The following is a 19,933-nucleotide window of genomic DNA, read 5'->3' as shown; positions in this document are numbered from 1 at the left end:
TGAAAAGTGTTGGGCGACTTTAAAAAGCAGAATTCGCAAGCTATTACTTAAATCTGATAATTTACGTGATGCTATGGAAATCGTTCTCAAGCAAGCTGCGTCCTAATTAAAATGGCTACGGCTATAAAAGCCAAAGAACTTTAGTTCTAGGCGGGTGAGTCAAGTCGAAAGTTTTGCTATTTTTAGCTTAAGTTGACACTAATGAACAATGTTGTGCCCTTACAAATAATTGATGTGTCGCAAACATTATTTGAATTGGTATCAAAAGTCAAAAGTTAACACTGAGCGAAGTCGAAGTGTCAAAAGTTTTGTATATCAAGGCTTTTGCTTGTTTAAAACCGCGCTGTACTAGTACGAGCTGCGCTGACGCATCTGCAATTCTTGAGATATAAGTTTAAGTAATAATTCTTGCTGTGAATGGATAAAAAAGTGGTCACTGTTGAACTCATGTAATGAGAAAGCAGCAATCGTCTGCTCTCGCCATGCTTGCAATGCCTCATGACTAACTTCTTGGTCTTGCAAACCACCAAAAACAGTAATAGGACACTCCAGAGGCTGTTTTTGAGTGTAAATATAAGTTTCCAGAACGGCAAAATCTGCCCGCAAAATGGGGAGGAACATCTGCATCAGTTCCATGCTTTCTAGTACTGCTTTGGGTGTACCGTTAAGACTGCGTAGCTCATTGAGCAAATCAGGGTCTGATAGGATATGGAGGGGTGGTTTTGTGGGCGGGATTTGCGGGGCGCGACGAGCAGATATGAACAGGTGAAAGGGAGCAAGACTATACTGACGAAGTAGATGGGTCAACTCAAAGCTAACTAATCCGCCCATACTGTGACCGAAGAAGGCGAATGGTTTGTCTAAGTATGGCATGAGAACTGGAGCGATCGCTTCAACAAGAGATTCTAATCGCGTCAATGGTGCTGACTTAATCTGTCTTCCCCGTCCCGGATATTCCACAGCGCAGACTTCGACATTACTAGGAAGATTATTAGGCCATGTGCGAAAAATCGCCGAGTTCCCACCAGCGTAGGGGAAGCAGAATAAACGCAAGTTAGCTTGAGGATTTGGTTGGGGACAGATAACCCAGGAATTGAAGCTTGGTGTAGTTGTCATAATAGACCCGGAATTAGCTGTTTCACCTTTTGTAGCTTATAGAACCTGCTTCATATCATACCAAATCACTGCACAAGGGCAGGTATTTATTACTATGAAAACTGTAAAAAATGTAATAGTCTATTCGTGAAGCAGACATCTTGCTTATTTTATAATAAGGAGTCTTTGATGAGCGTTTACATTATTCGACCCAAAGCAACATCATTAGCGCGATCGCTAAAACTTGGATTTAGAAAATTTACACCGGAAAGTCGTAAGGCGCAAGTTGCAGAAGTTGTAAATTTTTGGCAAGAAGATCCAGTACACCAAGAAATTGAAGACTGGTTGGAGGATGCACAAAAGGACACAAGCGAAGTAGCAAAGTATCCAGATTACTCAGGGATTACTGGTGCAAGTGTTGTAGAAATGCCGGATGAAGAAGCCCAGAGGATTCGTGAGGAGTTACCCAATGTCTTAATTTTACGCGATCAGCCGATTGAGTTGATTCAGCCGCAACGGAATGCAGATACTAAAGATGAACTCACCAAAAATGAATTGTGGCATTTAGATGCGATCGCTCTCAACATAGCACGTCAAAATGGATTTACAGGCACTGGGAAAAACATCACCATTGCTGTCCTCGACACAGGTATCGACTCAACCCACCCAGAATTGCAAGGCAAGGTAACTGAATCTTATAGTTTTAATGATAGAAGTAAGCAAATCCAGTTAACAATTTCTCAAGATACTGATGGTCATGGTACTCACGTAGCTGGACTAATTTGTGGTAAGCAGGTTGGCGTTGCGCCAGAAACTAAATTAATCGACGGCGTACTTATCCCAAGAGGTACTGGTAACTTATCAAACTTTGTGATGTGGCTGGACTGGCTAGCACTTCGAGTAGACGTGAATATTGCCAATATCTCAGCTGGTCTTCCTACTTATGCTTATGAAATGAGCGATGTCATTGATACTCTACTGGCAGTTGGTATACTCCCTGTTTGTGCTGTTGGTAACAATGGACGTAACAATACTAGAACACCAGCAAACTGTCGGAGTTCAGTTTCAGTAGGTGCGACAAACTTTAATAGTAAAGTTGCCGGTTTTAGCGGCAGTGGCAGGATATCTGTTAATAATCATTCTTATGATGTTCCCTCTTTGGTTGCGCCTGGAGAAGGAGTTTATTCATCAGTTCAAGGTGGTGGTTACGAAGCTTGGGACGGAACTTCAATGGCAACCCCAATCGTTTCTGGTGTAGCAGCGTTAATCTTAGAGAAGTATAGTAAGCAAATTCCGGTATTGGATTTAATTGACGGACTGCTCACAAGTTGTCAAGATTTGGGACATGACAGAGAACGCCAAGGTAAAGGTTTAATTCAGGTAACGGCAGCTCTATGAAACTTAACGAAAGTCAAATTGCTAAAATTGACCCTCTGCTTCAGGAAGTTTTGACGGGGGCTAAGGGGAATGAGGTAATTCGGGCAATTATGAGTTTGGGGGACGAAAATCAAATCAGATTAAATGCTAGCAATTCATCGCTGAAACCTCAGCAATTTACATCATCTGAGGCTTATCGACAGGCATTAATTGATCAGCGCAAAAGCCAACTTACCGAAGTGCTGGGTGATACTATCGAAGAACTCCAGCAACTTTCTTTGAAACCTGTTGGAGGTGGACTCAGCCGCGTTGTGGTTGTTGAAGGTTCGGCTGATGCGATTTTGCGCTCATTAGCACTATCTGGAGTTAATCATGTCACTTTAGATCAGCTGATTGCACTGCCGGAAGTTGCACCAGATGCAGCAGTGAAAGATTTTGCTGACATTTATATAAACACACTTAAAGGGAGCATCCCATTACGGCAAATACATCTTTTAAAGTGGGCGGTAAAATCAGGGTTACACAGCTTAATGAGGTATTTTTTTTCCAATGTGGGATGCTTTCCGCTTGACCCCTCTCCCCCTTTAGATGAGAAAACCACAAAATTAATTTATCAAGCATCTGAGCAATATATTATTAACTACCACAAGCGCCATAACAAGTTGCAAATATTGGGAATGCAACAGCCTGTAGATTTGGATTCAATTTACATATCTGTGCAATGTTTGCGGCCAGATGATACCTATAAACCACTTGAATCTTTAGAGAATTCTTTCAGGAAAAGTGGAAAACGTGGGTTTCAACTTGAAAATGCCGGAAAGCAAGAAGGTATTGAGGTTGCCAATCAGAAGCAATATTTGATGGTACTTGGCGCACCGGGTGCTGGTAAGTCTACATTTTTGCGGAAGATAGGATTAGAAGCACTCAAGGGCAAATCTGGTGAATTGCAATATGTATGTATTCCGGTTTTTATTGAATTAAAACTATTTACCAAGAGTGAAATCAATATTGAAGAAGTTGTTAGAGAATCATTCCGCTCGCATCAGTTCCCATTCTCTGAAGAATTTATTACTAAAGCTTTAGAACAAGGCAACTTATTAATTTTGCTGGATGGTTTAGATGAAGCGCGAACAAAAAAGCCCGATTTACCAATTAAGCAAATTCAAAGCTTTGTTGATAAATACAAAGATAATCAGTTTATTATCTCTTGTAGGACTGCTGCCTATAAATCGCAGTTTATAAATTTCAGGGAGATTACGATCGCAGATTTTGATGATGCTCAAATTCAGCAGTTTATTCAAAATTGGTTTTCATCAGAGGTAGATAGACTAGCCGGAACTGGTGACAAGTGCTGGGAGTTAATCAAAAACCAAAAACCAACTAAAGAATTAGCTAGAACTCCTGTATTGTTAACTTTTCTCTGTTTAGTGTATGACGCATCTCAAGACTTACCTAAAAACCGAGCTACGCTTTACAAAGATGCTCTTGATATATTACTCAAAAAATGGGCTGCTGAAAAACGCATTCAAAGCGATCCAATTTATAGTCAGCTTGGCATCGATTTAGAGAACATTATGCTAGCTGAAATTGCATATCACAGCTTTAAATCACAACGGCTATTCTTATCTCATGAAGAGCTTGTAAACCAAATTAAAGAGTTTCTGCAAAATAACGACAATGCACCAAAGGATTTAGACGCTGAGGCAGTTTTAAATGCTATAGCTATTCAGCAAGGAATTTTAGTAGAACGAACAAGGGATATTTATTCATTTTCTCATCTGACACTACAAGAATATTTAACAGCACAATATATAATAAATAAGCATAATCAAGATATAAATAAGCATCGTCAAGTTAATAAATTAGTTACCGAACATCTTGTAGATGACCGATGGACGGAAGTGTTTTTGTTAATAGCTGGTTTAATTGGCGGTGCAGATGAGTTGCTGTCGTTGATGGAAAAAGAAGCACAAAAATACATTCAAAACAATAAACGGCAAAGTTTTTTTCGCTCATCTAATAAGTTGCAAGCTTTACTCGAATGGGCAGAAAAAATAACAGTTGGATCTGAAGGAAATTATAAACCTGTGGGTAAACGTGCAGTTGCGATTGCGATCGCCATCGCCTACGCCAACGCCATCGCCAACACCAAGCCCATCGCCAACGCCATCGCCAACACCAAGCCCATTGACAACGCCATCGCCAACGCCATCGCCAACACCAAGCCCATTGACAACGCCATCGCCATCGCCAACACCAAGCCCATTGACAACGCTTACACCAACGCTATTACCATCGTCATCGCCATCAGCAACGCTTACACCAACCCCATCCCCATCGACAATACCCACGCTTACAACAACGCTTATGCCAATGCCATAGCCGAGGCTATTAAGTACACTGACAAACTTCAAGAATTAAAAATCTTCAATAACGCTAATTTTACTAAACAGATTGACCATTTAAAAGGACTGAAAGCTCAGATTTCTGATGCTCGCCCATCACGGGAAGTACGTCAGGCATGTGCTAAGGGTGTCCAAAAAACCTTACTCAATGCTTTTGATCTCAGATCAGAAATGGTCAACTTATCTGAGGAAGAAGCGAAAGCACTGGAAAATTATCTCTACGCCAATTACCTCATCATCCAATGCAAACAAGCAGCAGTGCGGGTGTCACCCCAAACCTGGGAAGCTATTGAGGCGCGGATGTTGTTGGTTCCAGATAGTTAAGCAACAATAGAAAAATGAAAAGATAGCCAGATAAACGCTCCATGAGTTCATTACAACAGGCTAAAGATACAAAAACTCGAACCTTTACAGCAATCTTGCATTGGGAAGAGGATGTTTATGTAGCTGAATGTCCAGAGGTGGGAACCGCCAGCCAAGGAGAGACGATAGAAGAAGCGATCAAAATTATACAGAACTTACGCATTGAAAACCTGAAACCTCGATCCCCCCTAACCCCCCTTAAATAAGCTACGGTGTATACACAAGTCTGAAATAGCTTACTCACTTGGTTTTTCGCGTCATTTTTACCCCACCCTAACCCTCCCCTTGGAAAGGGGAGGGAACAAGATTTCTTATTTCCCCCCTTTATAAGGGGGGATTAAGGGGGGTAATTCGACTTGTGTATACACGGTAGCTTAAATAAGGGGGGATCTTAAGAGCCAACTTTTTAAGGGGGTTGGGGGATCTCTCGTGCGTAAGTCCTATTATATTTAGAAGAGTTCCCGCTTGCTGAAGTCGCTACGCTAAAAGCTTTCATTAGCAGAATTTAAGTTGTTGTAACAAACGCTCAAGCTGTAGTTACTACAACTCCAATTATTATAAGTAAAATTGAAGCTGTTGTTAATACAACTTAAGCTGTTGTTATGAATGCTCAAGCTGTAGTTACTACAACTCCAGTTATTATAAGTAAAGTTGAAGCTGTTGTTAATACAACTTAAGCTGTTGTTATGAATGCTTAAGCTGTAGTTAGAAACGTTGAAGTTGTTGTAACAAACACTCAAGCTGTAGTTATAAACGTTGAAGTTGTCATAACAAACCCTCAAGCTGTTGTTATGACACTAAGTCTTATCGTTAGGAATGCACAAGCTGTGGTTTTTTCTCTTCATCTATATATATGTCATGTTCTCTATGAATGAAAACCTGAGATAATGCCTCATAAGCTTCAGTCCAAGCTGCCATTACTTCTTGTGTCGCTGCTTCCCCTAAAACATCTTTCATCGCTTGCAGTAAACTTTCTCCAACAATAGGATATTGCTCTGGTGTAACATGGGTTTGCACATGACGATGGGCAATCTTTTCCACCATCGATTTTAAAGCAGGCAAATTATCAATCTGGGCAGCATAGCCATAAACTGCTGTAGCCAACCTCGCCGGCTGAGAACCATTTGCTTGAGCAGACATATCAAATTGTTTTCTGATTTCTGGATGGTTTTGAAACATAATTTCATACATCCGAGTTGTAATTCGCTGGCCGTTCTTTTTCAAAACAGGTGCTGTAGATTTGACGATATCTATTGTTTGTTGGCTAATCATAGTATCTTGAACCACTTGGAATGTTGATTGACTTCAATTTAGTGGTTATTCCTATTGGTTACTATGAGCTAGCTCAGTTAACGAGTAATATCATGTCCGCTTGATTGCTTATTAAACCTGAAGAACCCCACCCCTTAATCCCCTCCCCGCAAGCGGCTACGGTGTACACACAAGTGTTGTCCACATAGGTTTCAACTCTTTTACCCACATTTTTGTCAGAGTTAAATTGTCACATTCACCGACATACCGCCCTGAACTAAAGTTCAAGGCTAATAGCTGAAGTCCACTTAAGTGGACTAAACGATCAATTTAGTCCACTTAAGTGGACTTCAGCTATGAGACTCGGAATTCATTCCGAGGCGGGATAGAAACGCAGTGCGAAATTTATTAATAAAGATATGGCTGCGACGAGACTTGTGTGTACACCGTAGCCGCTTGCGGGGAGGGGAGACAAAGCGTAGCTTTGGCGGGGTGGGGTGCAATGACTGTGGGAATCATAACTAATTATGCGGACATGATATAACATCATGTCAAAGCCTCTATACATCTACAGCCAGAGGCATTGTTAAAAAATTGCAACAAAAATTAAAATCTAAGAATGCAACTATGTACATCGATAATTTATCAAGCAAAACTCTTACATGCATACCATCGAGAAAAAGTCAATAAAAAAAGCTTGGGCAGGTGCAATCGCCAAACCAGCTACAGAATTCCCCCCTACCCAACTGCCAATTCTTTCAGGCAAAATTCCCGATGGCTTGCGTGGCACACTTTACCGCAATGGCCCCGCACGGCTAGAACGCGGTGGCATTCGCATGGGACACTGGTTTGATGGAGATGGAGCAATTCTGGCTGTAAATTTTACCGATGCAGTTGCAACCGGGGTTTATCGCTACGTGCAAACCTCTGGCTATCAAGAAGAAGCCGCAGCAGGTAAACTACTCTACGGCAATTATGGTATGACTGCACCAGGGCCAATTTGGAATCAATGGCAAAAGCCCATCAAGAATGCTGCCAACACTTCAGTGCTAGCACTTCCAGATAAACTTTTGGCACTGTGGGAAGCTGGTAAACCCCATGCCCTCGATTTACAAACCTTAGAAACTTCCGGCGAAGATGATTTAGGGGGGTTAACTAAAGGATTAAACTATTCCGCACATTATAAGCGTGACAAGCAAACAGGGGAGATTTTTAACTTTGGCATCAGCCCTGGACTAAATGCGACGCTTAATATTTACAAAAGCGATTCGACTGGCCGGATTATCCAACAAGCCGCATACCAGCTAGATGGTATACCATTGGTGCATGATTTTGTTTTAGCAGGGCAGTATCTTGTATTTTTCCTTCCGCCAGTGCGGGTGAATGTCTTACCCCTGTTGATAGGGATAAACAACTATAGTGATTCGCTAGAGTGGCAACCTAGATTAGGAACTCAGATTTTAGTTATTGATCGAGAAACCCTATCTTTTGTGAGTCGTGGAGAAACCGAACCTTGGTTCCAATGGCATTTTGGTAACGGTTATGTAGATGCTAGCGGCTCAGTGATTGTGGATATCGCCTGTTATGAAGATTTTCAAACTAACCAATATCTCAAGGAAGTAGCTACAGGTGAGACTCACACCCTAGCTAAAAGTATACTAACGCGAGTTCATCTGCATCCCCAAACTGGCAAAGTTACGTCAATTCAGCAACTATTAAACAGATATTGTGAATTTCCCAATGTACCACAGCAAAACGTAGGACAACCTTCTCGATACACATATATGTCAACATTCCGTTCAGGAACAGATATTAGCCAAGAACTAGTAAATGCCATCGCCCGCTTCGACTACAAAACCGAAACCCTCAGCGAAGCAGACTTTGGAGAAAACCGTTATCCTTCAGAACCCATCCACGCCCAAAACACCCAAAACCCTTTACAAAGTTGGGTACTAACCGTTGTCTACGATGCCAATTCTCATACTAGCGAAGTTTGGATATTTGATAGCGATCGCCTGGATGCCGAACCCGTTTGCAAACTAGGATTACCCAGCGTCATCCCCCACAGCTTCCACGGCACTTGGAACCCAGTATCAAAAGTAAACCTAAGATAGAGGTGAAAGTTCCTAAGAAATAATTTTTTAAACCGCTTATTTAAACCTAAGAAAGAAGCAAATATTAAGCAAATACAAATATATTAACTATAGTTTAGACAACAGACAAGATTTCAAATAAAAAAGAAAAAGCAATGGCAAAGATTGTAGTGTTGGACTTAGACAATTTAAACTTATTTGTTGATTTAGACAATCAACAGGAAGAACAAGTGAGCGGAGGCGGTGTTGGTTTGGTTGGTGGTGCTGTTGAGGGTGTTGTTGGTGGACTTATAGATGGTAAAAGAGGAAGTGATTTAGCAAAGGAAACAGCTAAAGGTGCAGCTACTGGAGCTGCTGGGGGTGCAGTCACTGGAGCTATTACTGGTGCTCTTGCTGGTGGCGTTGGTGCAGGTCCTGGTGCTCTAATTGGTGCAGCGCTTGTTTAGCCACTCTTGAACCATAACACTTAGTTGAACCGCAACGCCTACTAGCTACAGCGACTAGCAGGGGTTGCGGCTCAAGTTTGCGGTTAGACTACTAAAATATCGGTGGGGGCAAGTTAGAGGTTGTTTTAAAAGTGTTTGGCTGTAATTTTAGGTACTTATTGATCCCCCCTAACCCCCCTTTTTAAGGGGGGAACTGGAATCAAAGTCCCCCTTTTTAAGGGGGATTTAGAGGGATCTAGAACTTTTTATACCGACAAGGGGACTTTTAAAACATCCTCTTAGAAAGTTGTTAGCCTTTAACAGATTGCAGGAGACAGTATGAGTAGTGAATTAAAGATTGTAGGATCGCAACAGTTTTATATCTGGGAGTCGGAAGCAAAGGTGTTTCTAAATCAGAATCAAATAGGTCAGATATCAAGCAGAGATACTAAATCTTTCCATATCTCAGCTGGGCAGCACAGAATGTACGTTGAATTCCGGGTATTAGGAATTCTCAGGAAAAGCAACACGCTTGAATTCAGAGTGAATGATGGTGAAAACGTTACCGTGCGCTATAGCGGAAATCAAATAACTGGCGGGCTAAAACTCGAAAGATTAACTTAATAATTAAAGGATTAAGGGTTGAAGTTGAAATAAACTTCAATTTTTATGCTTAATCGAGTCAACCTACTGAGCTTTTTTCTGCTAAGTAGCTAGGCAAAATTAAATATAAAATGTTCTAAGACATATCCACCTTTAATACTTCGGGCTTCCATACCGTTAATAATTGCCATAGCTAAATCATATTTGTTATCAAACATCTGTCCCGCAAGTTCATGAGCTTTGAATTGATGCCATTGCTCCTGAATTGGGTTGATTTCAAAATAATAAGCTGGCAACAAGAAGATAAACAATCCTTAATGGAGCAGGCATTCAGTTAAACTTTAAATCTGAAAGTCCTCTGTTTATCTTATATTTATTTACAACTAGCTACTTAACTTGATTGTTCAAGTTTGATTTAAATTAATTTTTCTTACTACTAACCTTCTGAGTAGACTATGGCTGGAAAAGTTACAACTATGGGCGATCGCGTTATCCGTTCAGATATTGCGCGAAAGCTTTTTAATGTTGATGGATCTGGAATAAAAGTAGGAATTATCTCTACCAGCTTTAATGCTTTATCCGATTTAGAAGCTGATATAAAAAGTGGCGATTTACCAGGAAAAGAAAATCCTTTCGGAAAAACTACCCCCGTAACTATTCTCAAAGACATTACCAACATATCTTCTTCGGCTAATGATGAGGGAAGAGCAGTAGCACAAATAGTGCACGATATTGCCCCAGGAGCAGAAATATTTTTTCATACAATCTTTGAAGGTGAGGGACTAACTATTTCTGAAGTCAACGAAGAGAGCTTTGCCAAAGCCGTTTCCGCTCTCTCAGCCAAAGACGTAGATATTATTATCGATGATACTCCTGTACCTGCCCCCTTTTTTCAGGACGGAGTGGCAGCCCAAGCGGTACAAAAGGCAACAGATAAGGGAATAACTCTTATTTCTGCTGCGGGCAATAATGGAAACATTTCTTATGAAAGTGAATTTCGCCCTGAAGACACCTTTTCCTTAGCAGATATTACCTTTGAAGCCCACGATTTCGATGCGGGAGAAAATATAGATATTTTTCAAGATATAGAGGTAACAAAAGATGGGACATTCATTCGTCCCCTTTTAAGTTGGGATGAGCCAATCGCTAATGTAAGTTCAAAGTATGAAATGTTTTTGCTTAATAGCCCAACGCTTCCGAACGAAAACAATACAATAAGCATTTCTACCATTCCCTCCTTTTCTGCTATTGACACTCCGTTAAGAACCCTTTTATATCAACCGAAAAAAGATGAAACTCTTTATCTTCTTATTGCAAGGGAGGATACTGATTCTGATCAATCAAGCATTATCAAGTGGGTTAGTTTTGCTAATGGAGCAGATCGCACTACCAACTATGAATATATAGACGAGGATTCTCTGAATCGTACAGTACTTGGTCAGGCAAATGCCCCCGCATCAATTGCAGTAGGAGCCACAGATGTCGAAAATTTTCAAGATGTAAGAACCTACACAAGTAGAGGAGGCTCTCCAATTCTTTTTGATACAGAGGGAACTAGACTTTCTACACCTATTCTTAGAAAAAAACCTGAAATTTTTGCTCCTGACGGAGTAGAAACTACGTTTAATTTAGGTACTCCATTTAATCCTTTTAATGGTACATCTGCTTCAGCTCCTCATGTAGCGGGTTTAGCAGCGCTAATGCTAGACCGAGCTGATGGAAATCTTACTCCTGAAGAGATTCGTACTAAAATCCAAGATACTGCCCTTTCTATAGAAGAAAGTTCAGGGCTTGTACAAGCAGATCGAGCTGTTGTAGAAGCATTCGTTTCAGAAGAGATAGGGTCTGACTTTACGGATTTTCTCTATGGAACGAATTCTGCCGACAATATTTATGGAAATAAAGGCGCTGATCTTTTAATTGGACGTGGGGGGCAAGACTATTTAGTAGGAGGAGACGGGATAGACATTTTATTAGGAGGCAAGGGCAATGACGTCCTTGATAGCGGTGTAGACAACGATATCCTTATCGGTGGTAAGGGAACTGATCAGTTTGTGCTGCGATCGGGAGATGGACAAGACAAAATACTTGATTATCGTGATGGAGAAGACTTCTTCATCTTGGAGGGGCTGACATTTGAGCAGATCACAATTACGCAAGGCAGTTTTAGCACCTTAATTGAGATTACAGATACACAAGAAAGACTAGCGGAGCTTATTAGATCACAAGCTGACATGATTGGGGCAGAAAACTTTATAACGTTGGCATAGTAAGAGGGCTGGATTAATTCGCATGATGGATTGGCTTTGCAGTTTTGGCTTGCTATAGCAATCCTACTAAATGAGTTGTGAAAAAATACACCTCTTGCATAATTATTTTGTGGTAAGATGCACACTCTATCTTCTGCACGAGGGACAACGACTGTTGCCAGCTAAAGTGACTTATTTTCGTGATTTTATTTGCGATCGCTTTGCTGCAATGAGTTAATGAAAATTGCCAAATTTCACTAACTTCGGGATTTTACTTGCGATCGCTAATTGCAGAATCCAAACGTTCTGGACTGCGTTATGCGCCTTAAGAGCGTTATAGAATGGAAATAAACCTTATATACAACATCACCCTAATTAAGCAGAATTGCCCATGACCATTTCTAAACGCCACTACCATATCACTACCTTCGGTTGTCAGATGAATAAAGCTGACTCAGAGCGCATGGCTGGCGTTTTGGAAGACATGGGCTTTGAATGGTCAGAAGATCCGAATAATGCAGATGTGATTCTCTACAATACCTGCACAATTCGGGATAATGCCGAGCAAAAGGTATATTCTTACCTCGGCAGACAAGCGAAGCGCAAACATGAGCAGCCTGATTTAACCCTCATCGTTGCAGGTTGTGTTGCCCAGCAAGAAGGTGAAGCGCTATTGCGGCGAGTGCCAGAATTAGACTTGGTAATGGGGCCACAACATGCCAACCGCCTCAAAGATTTGCTGGAGTCAGTCTTCGACGGCAACCAAGTTGTTGCAACCGAGTCTGTTCATATTATTGAAGATATCACCCAGCCGCGACGGGATAGTAAAGTAACAGCTTGGGTAAATGTAATTTACGGCTGTAATGAACGCTGCACCTATTGCGTGGTTCCCAATGTGCGCGGTGTTGAACAATCGCGCACACCGTCAGCTATCCGGGCTGAAATAGAAGAATTAGGACGGCAAGGTTACAAGGAAATTACTCTACTCGGTCAAAATATTGACGCTTACGGTAGAGATTTACCAGGAACAACAGCAGAAGGACGGCATCTGCACAACTTCACAGATTTACTTTATTACGTCCATGATGTACCAGGGATTGAAAGGTTAAGATTTGCTACTAGTCATCCCCGTTATTTTACAGAGAGATTAATTAAGGCTTGTGCTGAGTTGCCCAAAGTCTGCAAACACTTCCACATTCCCTTTCAATCTGGGGATAATGAACTTTTAAAGGCGATGGCACGGGGTTATACCCATGAGAAATATCGCCGGATTATCGATACGATTCGGCGGTATATGCCAGATGCTTCCATTAGTGCTGATGCGATTGCCGGTTTTCCTGGGGAGACAGAAGCACAGTTTGAAAATACCCTGAAACTGGTGGAAGATATTGGCTTTGACATGTTGAATACAGCAGCATATTCACCGCGTCCAGGGACACCTGCCGCTTTGTGGGACAATCAGCTAAGTGAAGAAATTAAAAGCGATCGCCTCCAAAGGCTCAATCATTTAGGAAACTTGAAAGTAGCCGAGCGATCGCAACGTTACTTTGGACGCATCGAAGAAGTTTTAGTAGAAGACCAAAATCCCAAAGTTCAAACTCAGGTGATGGGACGAACTGGCGGTAATCGTTTGACATTCTTCAGTGGCGACATCAAAGAGTTGAAAGGGCAGTTAGTGAAAGTAAAAATTACCGAAGTTCGCCCTTTTAGCTTGACAGGTGAACCAGTTGAAGTTAGGCAAGCTTTATCTGTCTGAGAAAATAGACATAGGAGTGAAATTAAATATGCGTTATCCATAACCCTTGTAGAGACGTAGCACTGCTACGTCAAAACAATTGTTTTTCACTCTTATATCTGTGCAAAAATCGGAAAACCCTCTTTCCCCCTGCCCCCTGCCCCCTGCCCCCTTCCCCCTTCCCCCTTCCCCTATTTCACCCTGGCGCGGAAGCGAACAAAGCCATAAGAATTAGCTGGAGTCCCAGATCCATTTGCTGGAGGTAGATTTGACAAATCTGGACTCCGCGTGATATTCACTACCACAGCCCCATTAGTGTTACTACCACACGATGATGGTATGCCTGATTCGTTAGCTGTATAAAAATGTCCGCGATCGCCATCCTGTGCATTGGTAAGATAAGCCGTAGGAGTGCTAGAACCAAGCCCAAGGGCAATACCTTTATCTGCTCCTGGTAAACCGCCATCATTAGGAGTCATACCATTAAAAGCAGTAGGAAGAAAAGTAGTATTGGTAGGTACTAAGTCACAGATTTGCACACTAGTAACATCACCCTGGCCATTAGAAAGGAAATAGATGGTGTATTCTAACTCATCTCCTGGCTTGACTGTCCCACCGTTAATCATTCCGCGCAAGTAACCACTAGGCCATGCGTTACTGCTATCATCATCAACGTCATTAGGAGAGGCTACGTAGTTGGTAGCGTTAGTAGAAACGTCGCTGCGACCATCCACAATATTGGTTAAGTCCTGGTTATTAATGCGGGTAATCCGTTTAACTAAAACTAGCTTAGGTTGGCCTGTTAACGTCACTGGGTAATCTTCCACCTCTCCAGCTCCTCCTGAACCCGTTGGGCTGGGTGTTGGAACTGTAGTAGTCGTAAACCGGAAACGAGCAAAGCTACCACCAACGGTTGTATTGCTGGGTACGGTAAACGTTAAAGTATTGTCTCCGGCATTGAGTGGAACATTATTAACCGTTGCAGCCGTTGCATTCGTGACGTTGGTCAAATTTAGCTGTTCGCCACTATCAAAGACCCCATTTTTATTAAAATCGATCCAAGAATTGAGATATCCTGCTGTCGAAGCGTTGACGGTAATTGTTGCAGACTTTCCTACACTTAGTCCTGAAGGTAAAGTCACGCCATCATCTCCAGTATCGCCATTCGCACTCGCGCTGTAGGGCTGACTATATTCTCCAGTCACAGTCGCCCCAAGGGAGGGATTACTACAGCCTAATGAGTGTGCAGCTTCAAGGTAACTGCTTGGTGCATCGCCGAAGTCAGAGACAAAATCAGTAGTCACCTTAAAGCCACCAGTATTACCATAGTTCGAGAGGCGAATCTCAATAATATCGCCAGCATTGACAGAAACTGTTGATACGCTGCTTGCTGGTAGGCTGGTAGTAAAAGTTAGAACTGGATTCCCCACCCGCACTCCATTAATATAAACTTCCATTGAATCATCAATGTAAGCTCCTGCTTGCCCCAAGGTAACTCGACCTTTGGCGAGTGCCTGCCGCTTAAACACGATAGCCCAGTTGGGTTGATCGCTACCATTTCCTGGTGAAGTGTAGTCTCCGTCAATAGGAACATAACCCTCAGTTGGAAAGCTGCCGTTGATAATTGTTTTCAATGGATGGGCAGTTTCACTTATAGATTGATCGTTAAAAGTAAATGCGGAACTTGCCGCTCCAAATTTCGCAGTGCCACGGAGCGTTGGTAATCCACCTATACCATAGAGACCAACAGATCCAATATCTTTTACATCTGATGCACCGGGAATAGGGAAATGACCACTGTAGATTTGAGCGTCCCATTCACAGCTAGAAGCAGGATAGAAGCCAAAATCTTGTCCGGTGATATTGGTAGTGTTAACCGTAACTGGCAAATTATCAGGAGTACCAAGCGTGTACCCTACAGGCACATCTGTATCAGCAATGTCTACTTTGATTTTGTAAGTTCCAGCAGCGACGTTGGTAAATTGATAACTACCATCAGCGAGAGTTGTTACTTCCTGGACTTTTTCACTAGTAGTAAGTTCACCATTGTTATCGTTATCTTTGTAGAGAACCACACGCACATTCCCAATCCCCGGTTCACCATTATTCGTACTACTGCGATCGCTATCCCGGTAAAGCGTCCCGGAAATACTGACAGTGTTAGAAGCCGTCGCGGTCTGGATTGCACTGGCTTCCTGGCGGTGATTTGTCGCATCTCCATTAATCGGTACGCCTGCCGATTCACCGGAAATGTTATCGGCGTTATCAACAGTGTATAAATCCTTGCTTCCAGTTCCATTTGCACCCAGAATATATGGAGTGTTACTATTGCTGGGTTGTCCACTAGTATTACCTAGTGTCACACTTACAGTTTGTCCACCAGCTGCCGTCACTGTCACTGGAACCCGTACAACAATCGAACCGCCTGCGAGAATCGAACCGTTATTAGCAGAGGCGATCGCACTTAACAATGTCCCCGTATTTTCACCACCATTAGGAATAGTAATATTGTTGGCAGTAAGGTCAACTGCTGCTGCTGGCCCACTACCATCTGGATCATAGGCAACAATTTGCAGAGTGCCAGCTGTACCCCCACTAATCGCCGAAGGTGTATCGGGAATAAAGAACTGTGTCGGGTCATTACCAACGTTAGTTATTGTAAAATTAAAGTTGACAGCACTGCCAGTTGTTGCGCTGGGTGTATTCGCTGGTGTAATTGTAATCCCTGCAACTTCTGCCACAGTTACTTTAACTATATTTGATTCGACTTGTTTTTCAGTATTATCTGTAGAATCAGTAAAACTACCAGTTACTTGGTTATCAATTACAGTACCAGGTGTCGGACTAGCAGCCAATGCTGGAAAGACTTGTAGTAAAGTACCGCTTAAAAATAAATATAACAGTATAATTACGCAGGAGTAGGATTTACCCTTTCGGTCTTTTTGGCATTGATGATTAGGCTTTTTCTGGATAAATTGATGTTCTAACATAAGTAGTTTTGCTTTTTCAATACTGAAAAAATTTAAATTCTTTCCTAGATTGTAGAGACGGGATATATCGCGTCTCTACAACGTAGGGGTTAGTTAAAGTTAGGGTTTGACCTTCGTCACAAAGCGGATATTCCCATAGGAATCATTAGGTGAAGCCTGCCCTGTTGACCCTGGCATAGTAGTTAAATTTGGGACTCCAGTATTACCAGTCACATCAATAACTAAAGTGCCATTATTATTAGCTGCCTTCAGATAACAATTAGCAGGAACACTACTACCAGCGCTAATCAATTGGGTGCGATCGCCTGCGTCCGACGCACTAGTTAAATCAAGTACTGTACTCGTTCCTAGCTGCAATTGCACATCTTTGCTAGTACCATAAGCACTCCCCTTAAAATCAAGGCTAGCACTAAGGCGATCGCACACTCTCACAGTATTGGCATTACTACTACCCGCATTCAGGAAATAGATTGTATATTCAATCTCGTCTCCTGGCAAAACTAAGCCAGCATCAATTGCCCCTAACAGATAATTAGACTTCCAATTAGGGCTGTTATCGTCGGCTTGACGAGTCGAGGTGGTATCGTCAACGAAGGCATTTAGCGGTGTGTTGTCATTGGGGTTTTTGGTGCGATCGCCATTAATTGCGGTAATCCGTTTGACTAAGAGAACATTCGGGTTAGTACAAACCTGAGTCGTAGTGGCTTGAACGGCCAGAAAGAAACCAACTCGATCCGGGCCAGAATCGACGACGACTTCAATAGTGTTCACCCCAGCCTGCCAACCGTTAGTGATGTTAACGTTTTTTGTTGTCCCATAGTCAGCAGCTATGGGATTTGCCGTTGGAGTTGGCACGAGATTTTCCACCCCATTGACTTTAATGCTGACAAATTGATTATCAATGGCCACGCCAACGGGTAAAGAAATTGAGATCGTATTGGCATTACTGGGCAAAGTCAGCTGCGAGGTGAATTTCAGTCGCACATCATCAGAGGTTCCAGGGCCAGAGAAGCCACTATTACCTTCCCCATTAATTCCATCTAAATCAGCATTATCATGATAGCCATTGCTATTTACTGACAATCGGAACGGATAGCTAATCCAGCGAACATTGGCTGGCTCATTTATCCAAGCACCAGGGGCGAGGTTGCCAACCACCACCGCAGGCATTGTCCCGACCGGGCGCGGCGGTGCATAAGGGGTTCCCGGGCCACTGGCGGGGCCAGCAATCCATTCAGCAGTCCAGTTTAAGTCATTTGCTCCAGTTGCTAACTGCCCACCAGCAGCAGTAATCCCTGTGTTCAAGGCAGTTCTGTAATCTGGGTTACAGATTGTCGGGGCGGGGTCAGCAGTGATAGTGTAGGCTTGGCGAATGCCAAAGTTTTGATTGGTGAGATTGCTTGTAGTAGTGGTCAGGGCAATATTACCTAATGTGGCGATCGTGCCATCGACTGTGCCATTTTTGTTTTCGCCCGTATAATACCAACCACCGGGAATGCTAGAGGCTGTGGGTGCGGTTGCCCCAATTGCCACAGTCGAGTCATTAGAAAGCCGCAGCGTCACACTGGTATTTGCCGGGACTTTGGTGAAACTGTAAGTACCATTAGCTGCGACAGTGGCTTTATCTAGTACTTTGCCAGCAGTATCGACGGCATAAATTGTTAGGTTTGCTGATCCAGCATTTGTTCCCGCATCGCTGCCGTTGATCGTCACGTCTGCATCAGCATCGCTAAACACCGTCCCGGAAATATTGACAAACAATTGCTTAATCCCAAAGTCCTTGCCGGTGATATTATTTGTTGTGCCAGTGGTGAAAGTAGCCGTCGTCAGTGGACTAGTATTTGTCCAGCTGGCAGGAAGTGAGGGCGTAGGGGCAGCAGCACCTACGCTTCCAGTAGTCGTACTCAAAATAATCTTAACGTTGCTTTGATTGTTTGCAATATTGTTAAGCCTGTAAGTGCCATCTGCATTAACGGGAGTGGTCGCAATCACATTACCACTACCATTTACCAGAATCGCATTTAATCCACCTGCATTAGTACCCGTTTCTGTTCCAGTATTGATGTTGGTAAAAGTATTATTAGCACTACTGTCTACATCATTCCACACCGTACCGCTAACGTAATCATCATCGGAAATTGTATATGTGGATTTCACCGTTGCCGTAGCACCACAGGTAATTGTAGAACTTTGGATAAAACTCGATGCTGGTTGTATGGTAAATTCGATTGTCTCGCCACCTTCAGAAGTCCCGTCATTAACTATCGTCACTGGAATTTTAAAAATACTGCTGGTTGATCCATCGTAGTTACCCGCAGGAATGGTGATGCTAAAGTTGGGTGTACCTGTGGATGTAGTATAGTCTGTGCCCAATGTTGCTGTACCACCAGTGACAGAAATGGGAACAGTAATACCCCCGGATGGAACCAAACCAACTATCCGGATTTGTGGAGGATTCGTAATAGGCGTGGTTTCGGATTCAAAACTACCGCCCGAACTTGCAGTAAACTCAATAACTGGAAGACCTGCAAATTGGACTTCATCAAGGAAATTACCTTGAGTGGCTCCACCCGCAGCAGAAACGGCTGCAAATCCTACATCTTGAGTGCCAGTAGTACCAGAATAATTTACAGTTCCAGAGTAACGCACCCAACCATTTCCCGCAGATGATTGAGAAATCGCACTTGCACCAGTACCCGCGACAGGTGTCGTTGTAGCTCCATTGCTAGTTGTTGAAAAAGTACCAAAAATAGTTGTACCAATTAAAAATTGAGCAACATCTCGTGTTGTTGGACTATTGCGCCCTCGATGTAATAGCAAATATTGAATACTCTCACCTTGAATTAAGCATAAACGCTGATACAATTTGGAATTTTGTTCAGCATTTAACTCAGCAAATTGATTTCCTGCACTAGTTGGTGTTGAAGATGTATTAACGCTACTAAATCCTGTTGTCCAAATCTCAATTAGCGGTGCTGTTCCTGGAGATGTATAAGGAGTACAATTACCTGTTCCCGGCTTTACTGGGCCATGAGTAGTTTCCCAACCAGGGATAATACCTGGCGACACTTGAACATAACATTTTTGCCCACCAGAGCCAAATATAGGTTCCTCAAAGCCGGGATTTAAAAACGATCGCTGGATCTGGGCTTGAGCTAGTGTAGGTTGAAGTACTAATGTCGCACTTATCAGCCCCCAGCCCAACGCCTTAAAATTTTGCCTTAAGTTTTTCATTAGTAAATCACCATAAAATAACCTTTAAAAGATGCTGATTACCCTAACCCTAATCATCAATGAAGGCTGATTAACCTCAAAAAACTCTCCAGTCTTTAGCTTGCCCAAAGGCT

13 protein-coding genes are annotated in these 19,933 nt (G+C 42.6%); 8 read left to right on the top strand and 5 right to left on the bottom strand.

Translation table 11 applies throughout. From position 1 onward, the window contains the following. Positions 1 to 348: 348 nt before the first annotated feature. On the bottom strand, positions 349 to 1,116 hold the full coding sequence (locus LC653_RS34295) for a thioesterase II family protein (protein ID WP_229499270.1): 768 nt from the start codon (positions 1,114 to 1,116) through the stop codon (positions 349 to 351). A gap of 168 nt (positions 1,117 to 1,284) precedes the next feature. Between LC653_RS34295 and LC653_RS34290 the strand changes: the two genes are divergently transcribed. The 3 genes from LC653_RS34290 to LC653_RS34280 are packed head-to-tail and all read left to right on the top strand — an operon-like array spanning position 1,285 to position 5,446. After that, on the top strand, positions 1,285 to 2,493 hold the full coding sequence (locus LC653_RS34290) for a S8 family peptidase (protein WP_229499268.1): 1,209 nt from the start codon (positions 1,285 to 1,287) through the stop codon (positions 2,491 to 2,493). Further along, complete coding sequence (locus LC653_RS34285) at positions 2,490 to 5,201, top strand: NACHT domain-containing protein (protein WP_229499266.1); 2,712 nt, start codon at positions 2,490 to 2,492, stop codon at positions 5,199 to 5,201. Before LC653_RS34290 ends, LC653_RS34285 begins: the two co-directional genes overlap by 4 nt. A 41-nt stretch (positions 5,202 to 5,242) precedes the next feature. Continuing rightward, a complete protein-coding gene (locus LC653_RS34280) occupies positions 5,243 to 5,446 on the top strand; it encodes a type II toxin-antitoxin system HicB family antitoxin (RefSeq protein ID WP_229499264.1) in 204 nt (67 codons plus the stop codon). Between the two features lie 604 nt (positions 5,447 to 6,050). On the opposite strand, the gene LC653_RS34275 is transcribed toward LC653_RS34280, so the two are convergent. After that, positions 6,051 to 6,527 carry a globin domain-containing protein gene (locus LC653_RS34275; protein WP_308189184.1) on the bottom strand — a complete coding sequence of 159 codons (477 nt, stop codon included), beginning with the start codon at positions 6,525 to 6,527 and terminating at the stop codon, positions 6,051 to 6,053. A gap of 626 nt (positions 6,528 to 7,153) precedes the next feature. Here LC653_RS34275 and LC653_RS34270 point away from each other — a divergent pair. From LC653_RS34270 to LC653_RS34260, 3 genes are all read left to right on the top strand, one after another. Further along, complete coding sequence (locus LC653_RS34270; protein WP_229499262.1) at positions 7,154 to 8,605, top strand: carotenoid oxygenase family protein; 1,452 nt, start codon at positions 7,154 to 7,156, stop codon at positions 8,603 to 8,605. Positions 8,606 to 8,739: 134 nt separating this feature from the next. After that, positions 8,740 to 9,030, top strand: a complete 291-nt coding sequence (locus LC653_RS34265; RefSeq protein ID WP_229499260.1) for a hypothetical protein — start codon at positions 8,740 to 8,742, stop codon at positions 9,028 to 9,030. 318 nt (positions 9,031 to 9,348) lie between these two features. Further along, positions 9,349 to 9,633, top strand: a complete 285-nt coding sequence (locus tag LC653_RS34260; RefSeq protein WP_229499258.1) for a hypothetical protein — start codon at positions 9,349 to 9,351, stop codon at positions 9,631 to 9,633. 89 nt (positions 9,634 to 9,722) lie between these two features. On the opposite strand, the gene LC653_RS34255 is transcribed toward LC653_RS34260, so the two are convergent. After that, on the bottom strand, positions 9,723 to 9,908 hold the full coding sequence (locus tag LC653_RS34255; protein ID WP_229499256.1) for a hypothetical protein: 186 nt from the start codon (positions 9,906 to 9,908) through the stop codon (positions 9,723 to 9,725). A gap of 159 nt (positions 9,909 to 10,067) precedes the next feature. Here LC653_RS34255 and LC653_RS34250 point away from each other — a divergent pair, with 159 nt between their 5' ends. Together LC653_RS34250 and miaB are read left to right on the top strand one after the other, a co-directional pair. Next, a complete protein-coding gene (locus LC653_RS34250; protein WP_229499254.1) occupies positions 10,068 to 11,882 on the top strand; it encodes a S8 family serine peptidase in 1,815 nt (604 codons plus the stop codon). Positions 11,883 to 12,252: 370 nt separating this feature from the next. Continuing rightward, complete coding sequence (gene miaB, locus LC653_RS34245; protein WP_229499253.1) at positions 12,253 to 13,617, top strand: tRNA (N6-isopentenyl adenosine(37)-C2)-methylthiotransferase MiaB; 1,365 nt, start codon at positions 12,253 to 12,255, stop codon at positions 13,615 to 13,617. Positions 13,618 to 13,787: 170 nt separating this feature from the next. Here the strand turns inward: miaB and LC653_RS34240 are convergent, their stop codons facing one another. Both LC653_RS34240 and LC653_RS34235 read right to left on the bottom strand, forming a co-directional pair. Next, positions 13,788 to 16,586: a GEVED domain-containing protein gene (locus LC653_RS34240; protein WP_229499252.1), complete on the bottom strand. Its 2,799-nt coding sequence runs from the start codon at positions 16,584 to 16,586 to the stop codon at positions 13,788 to 13,790. A 99-nt stretch (positions 16,587 to 16,685) separates the two neighbouring features. After that, on the bottom strand, positions 16,686 to 19,820 hold the full coding sequence (locus LC653_RS34235) for a beta strand repeat-containing protein (RefSeq protein WP_229499251.1): 3,135 nt from the start codon (positions 19,818 to 19,820) through the stop codon (positions 16,686 to 16,688). Positions 19,821 to 19,933 lie beyond the last annotated feature (113 nt).

It is taken from the genome of Nostoc mirabile CHAB5784, assembly GCF_020829645.1.
Classification (GTDB): Bacteria; Cyanobacteriota; Cyanobacteriia; order Cyanobacteriales; family Nostocaceae; genus Nostoc; species Nostoc mirabile.
Note: the sequence above shows the minus strand (reverse complement) of the source record. Positions and strands in the feature narration are given on the sequence as shown.

Coding starts and splice junctions, on each gene's coding strand:
- LC653_RS34290 (WP_229499268.1), top strand. CDS start 1,285: ATGAGCGTTTACATTATTCGACCCAAAGCAACATCATTAGCGCGATCG.
- LC653_RS34285 (WP_229499266.1), top strand. CDS start 2,490: ATGAAACTTAACGAAAGTCAAATTGCTAAAATTGACCCTCTGCTTCAG.
- LC653_RS34240 (WP_229499252.1), bottom strand. CDS start 16,586: ATGTTAGAACATCAATTTATCCAGAAAAAGCCTAATCATCAATGCCAA.
- LC653_RS34250 (WP_229499254.1), top strand. CDS start 10,068: ATGGCTGGAAAAGTTACAACTATGGGCGATCGCGTTATCCGTTCAGAT.
- LC653_RS34280 (WP_229499264.1), top strand. CDS start 5,243: ATGAGTTCATTACAACAGGCTAAAGATACAAAAACTCGAACCTTTACA.
- LC653_RS34270 (WP_229499262.1), top strand. CDS start 7,154: ATGCATACCATCGAGAAAAAGTCAATAAAAAAAGCTTGGGCAGGTGCA.
- LC653_RS34235 (WP_229499251.1), bottom strand. CDS start 19,820: ATGAAAAACTTAAGGCAAAATTTTAAGGCGTTGGGCTGGGGGCTGATA.
- LC653_RS34265 (WP_229499260.1), top strand. CDS start 8,740: ATGGCAAAGATTGTAGTGTTGGACTTAGACAATTTAAACTTATTTGTT.
- miaB (WP_229499253.1), top strand. CDS start 12,253: ATGACCATTTCTAAACGCCACTACCATATCACTACCTTCGGTTGTCAG.
- LC653_RS34295 (WP_229499270.1), bottom strand. CDS start 1,116: ATGACAACTACACCAAGCTTCAATTCCTGGGTTATCTGTCCCCAACCA.
- LC653_RS34260 (WP_229499258.1), top strand. CDS start 9,349: ATGAGTAGTGAATTAAAGATTGTAGGATCGCAACAGTTTTATATCTGG.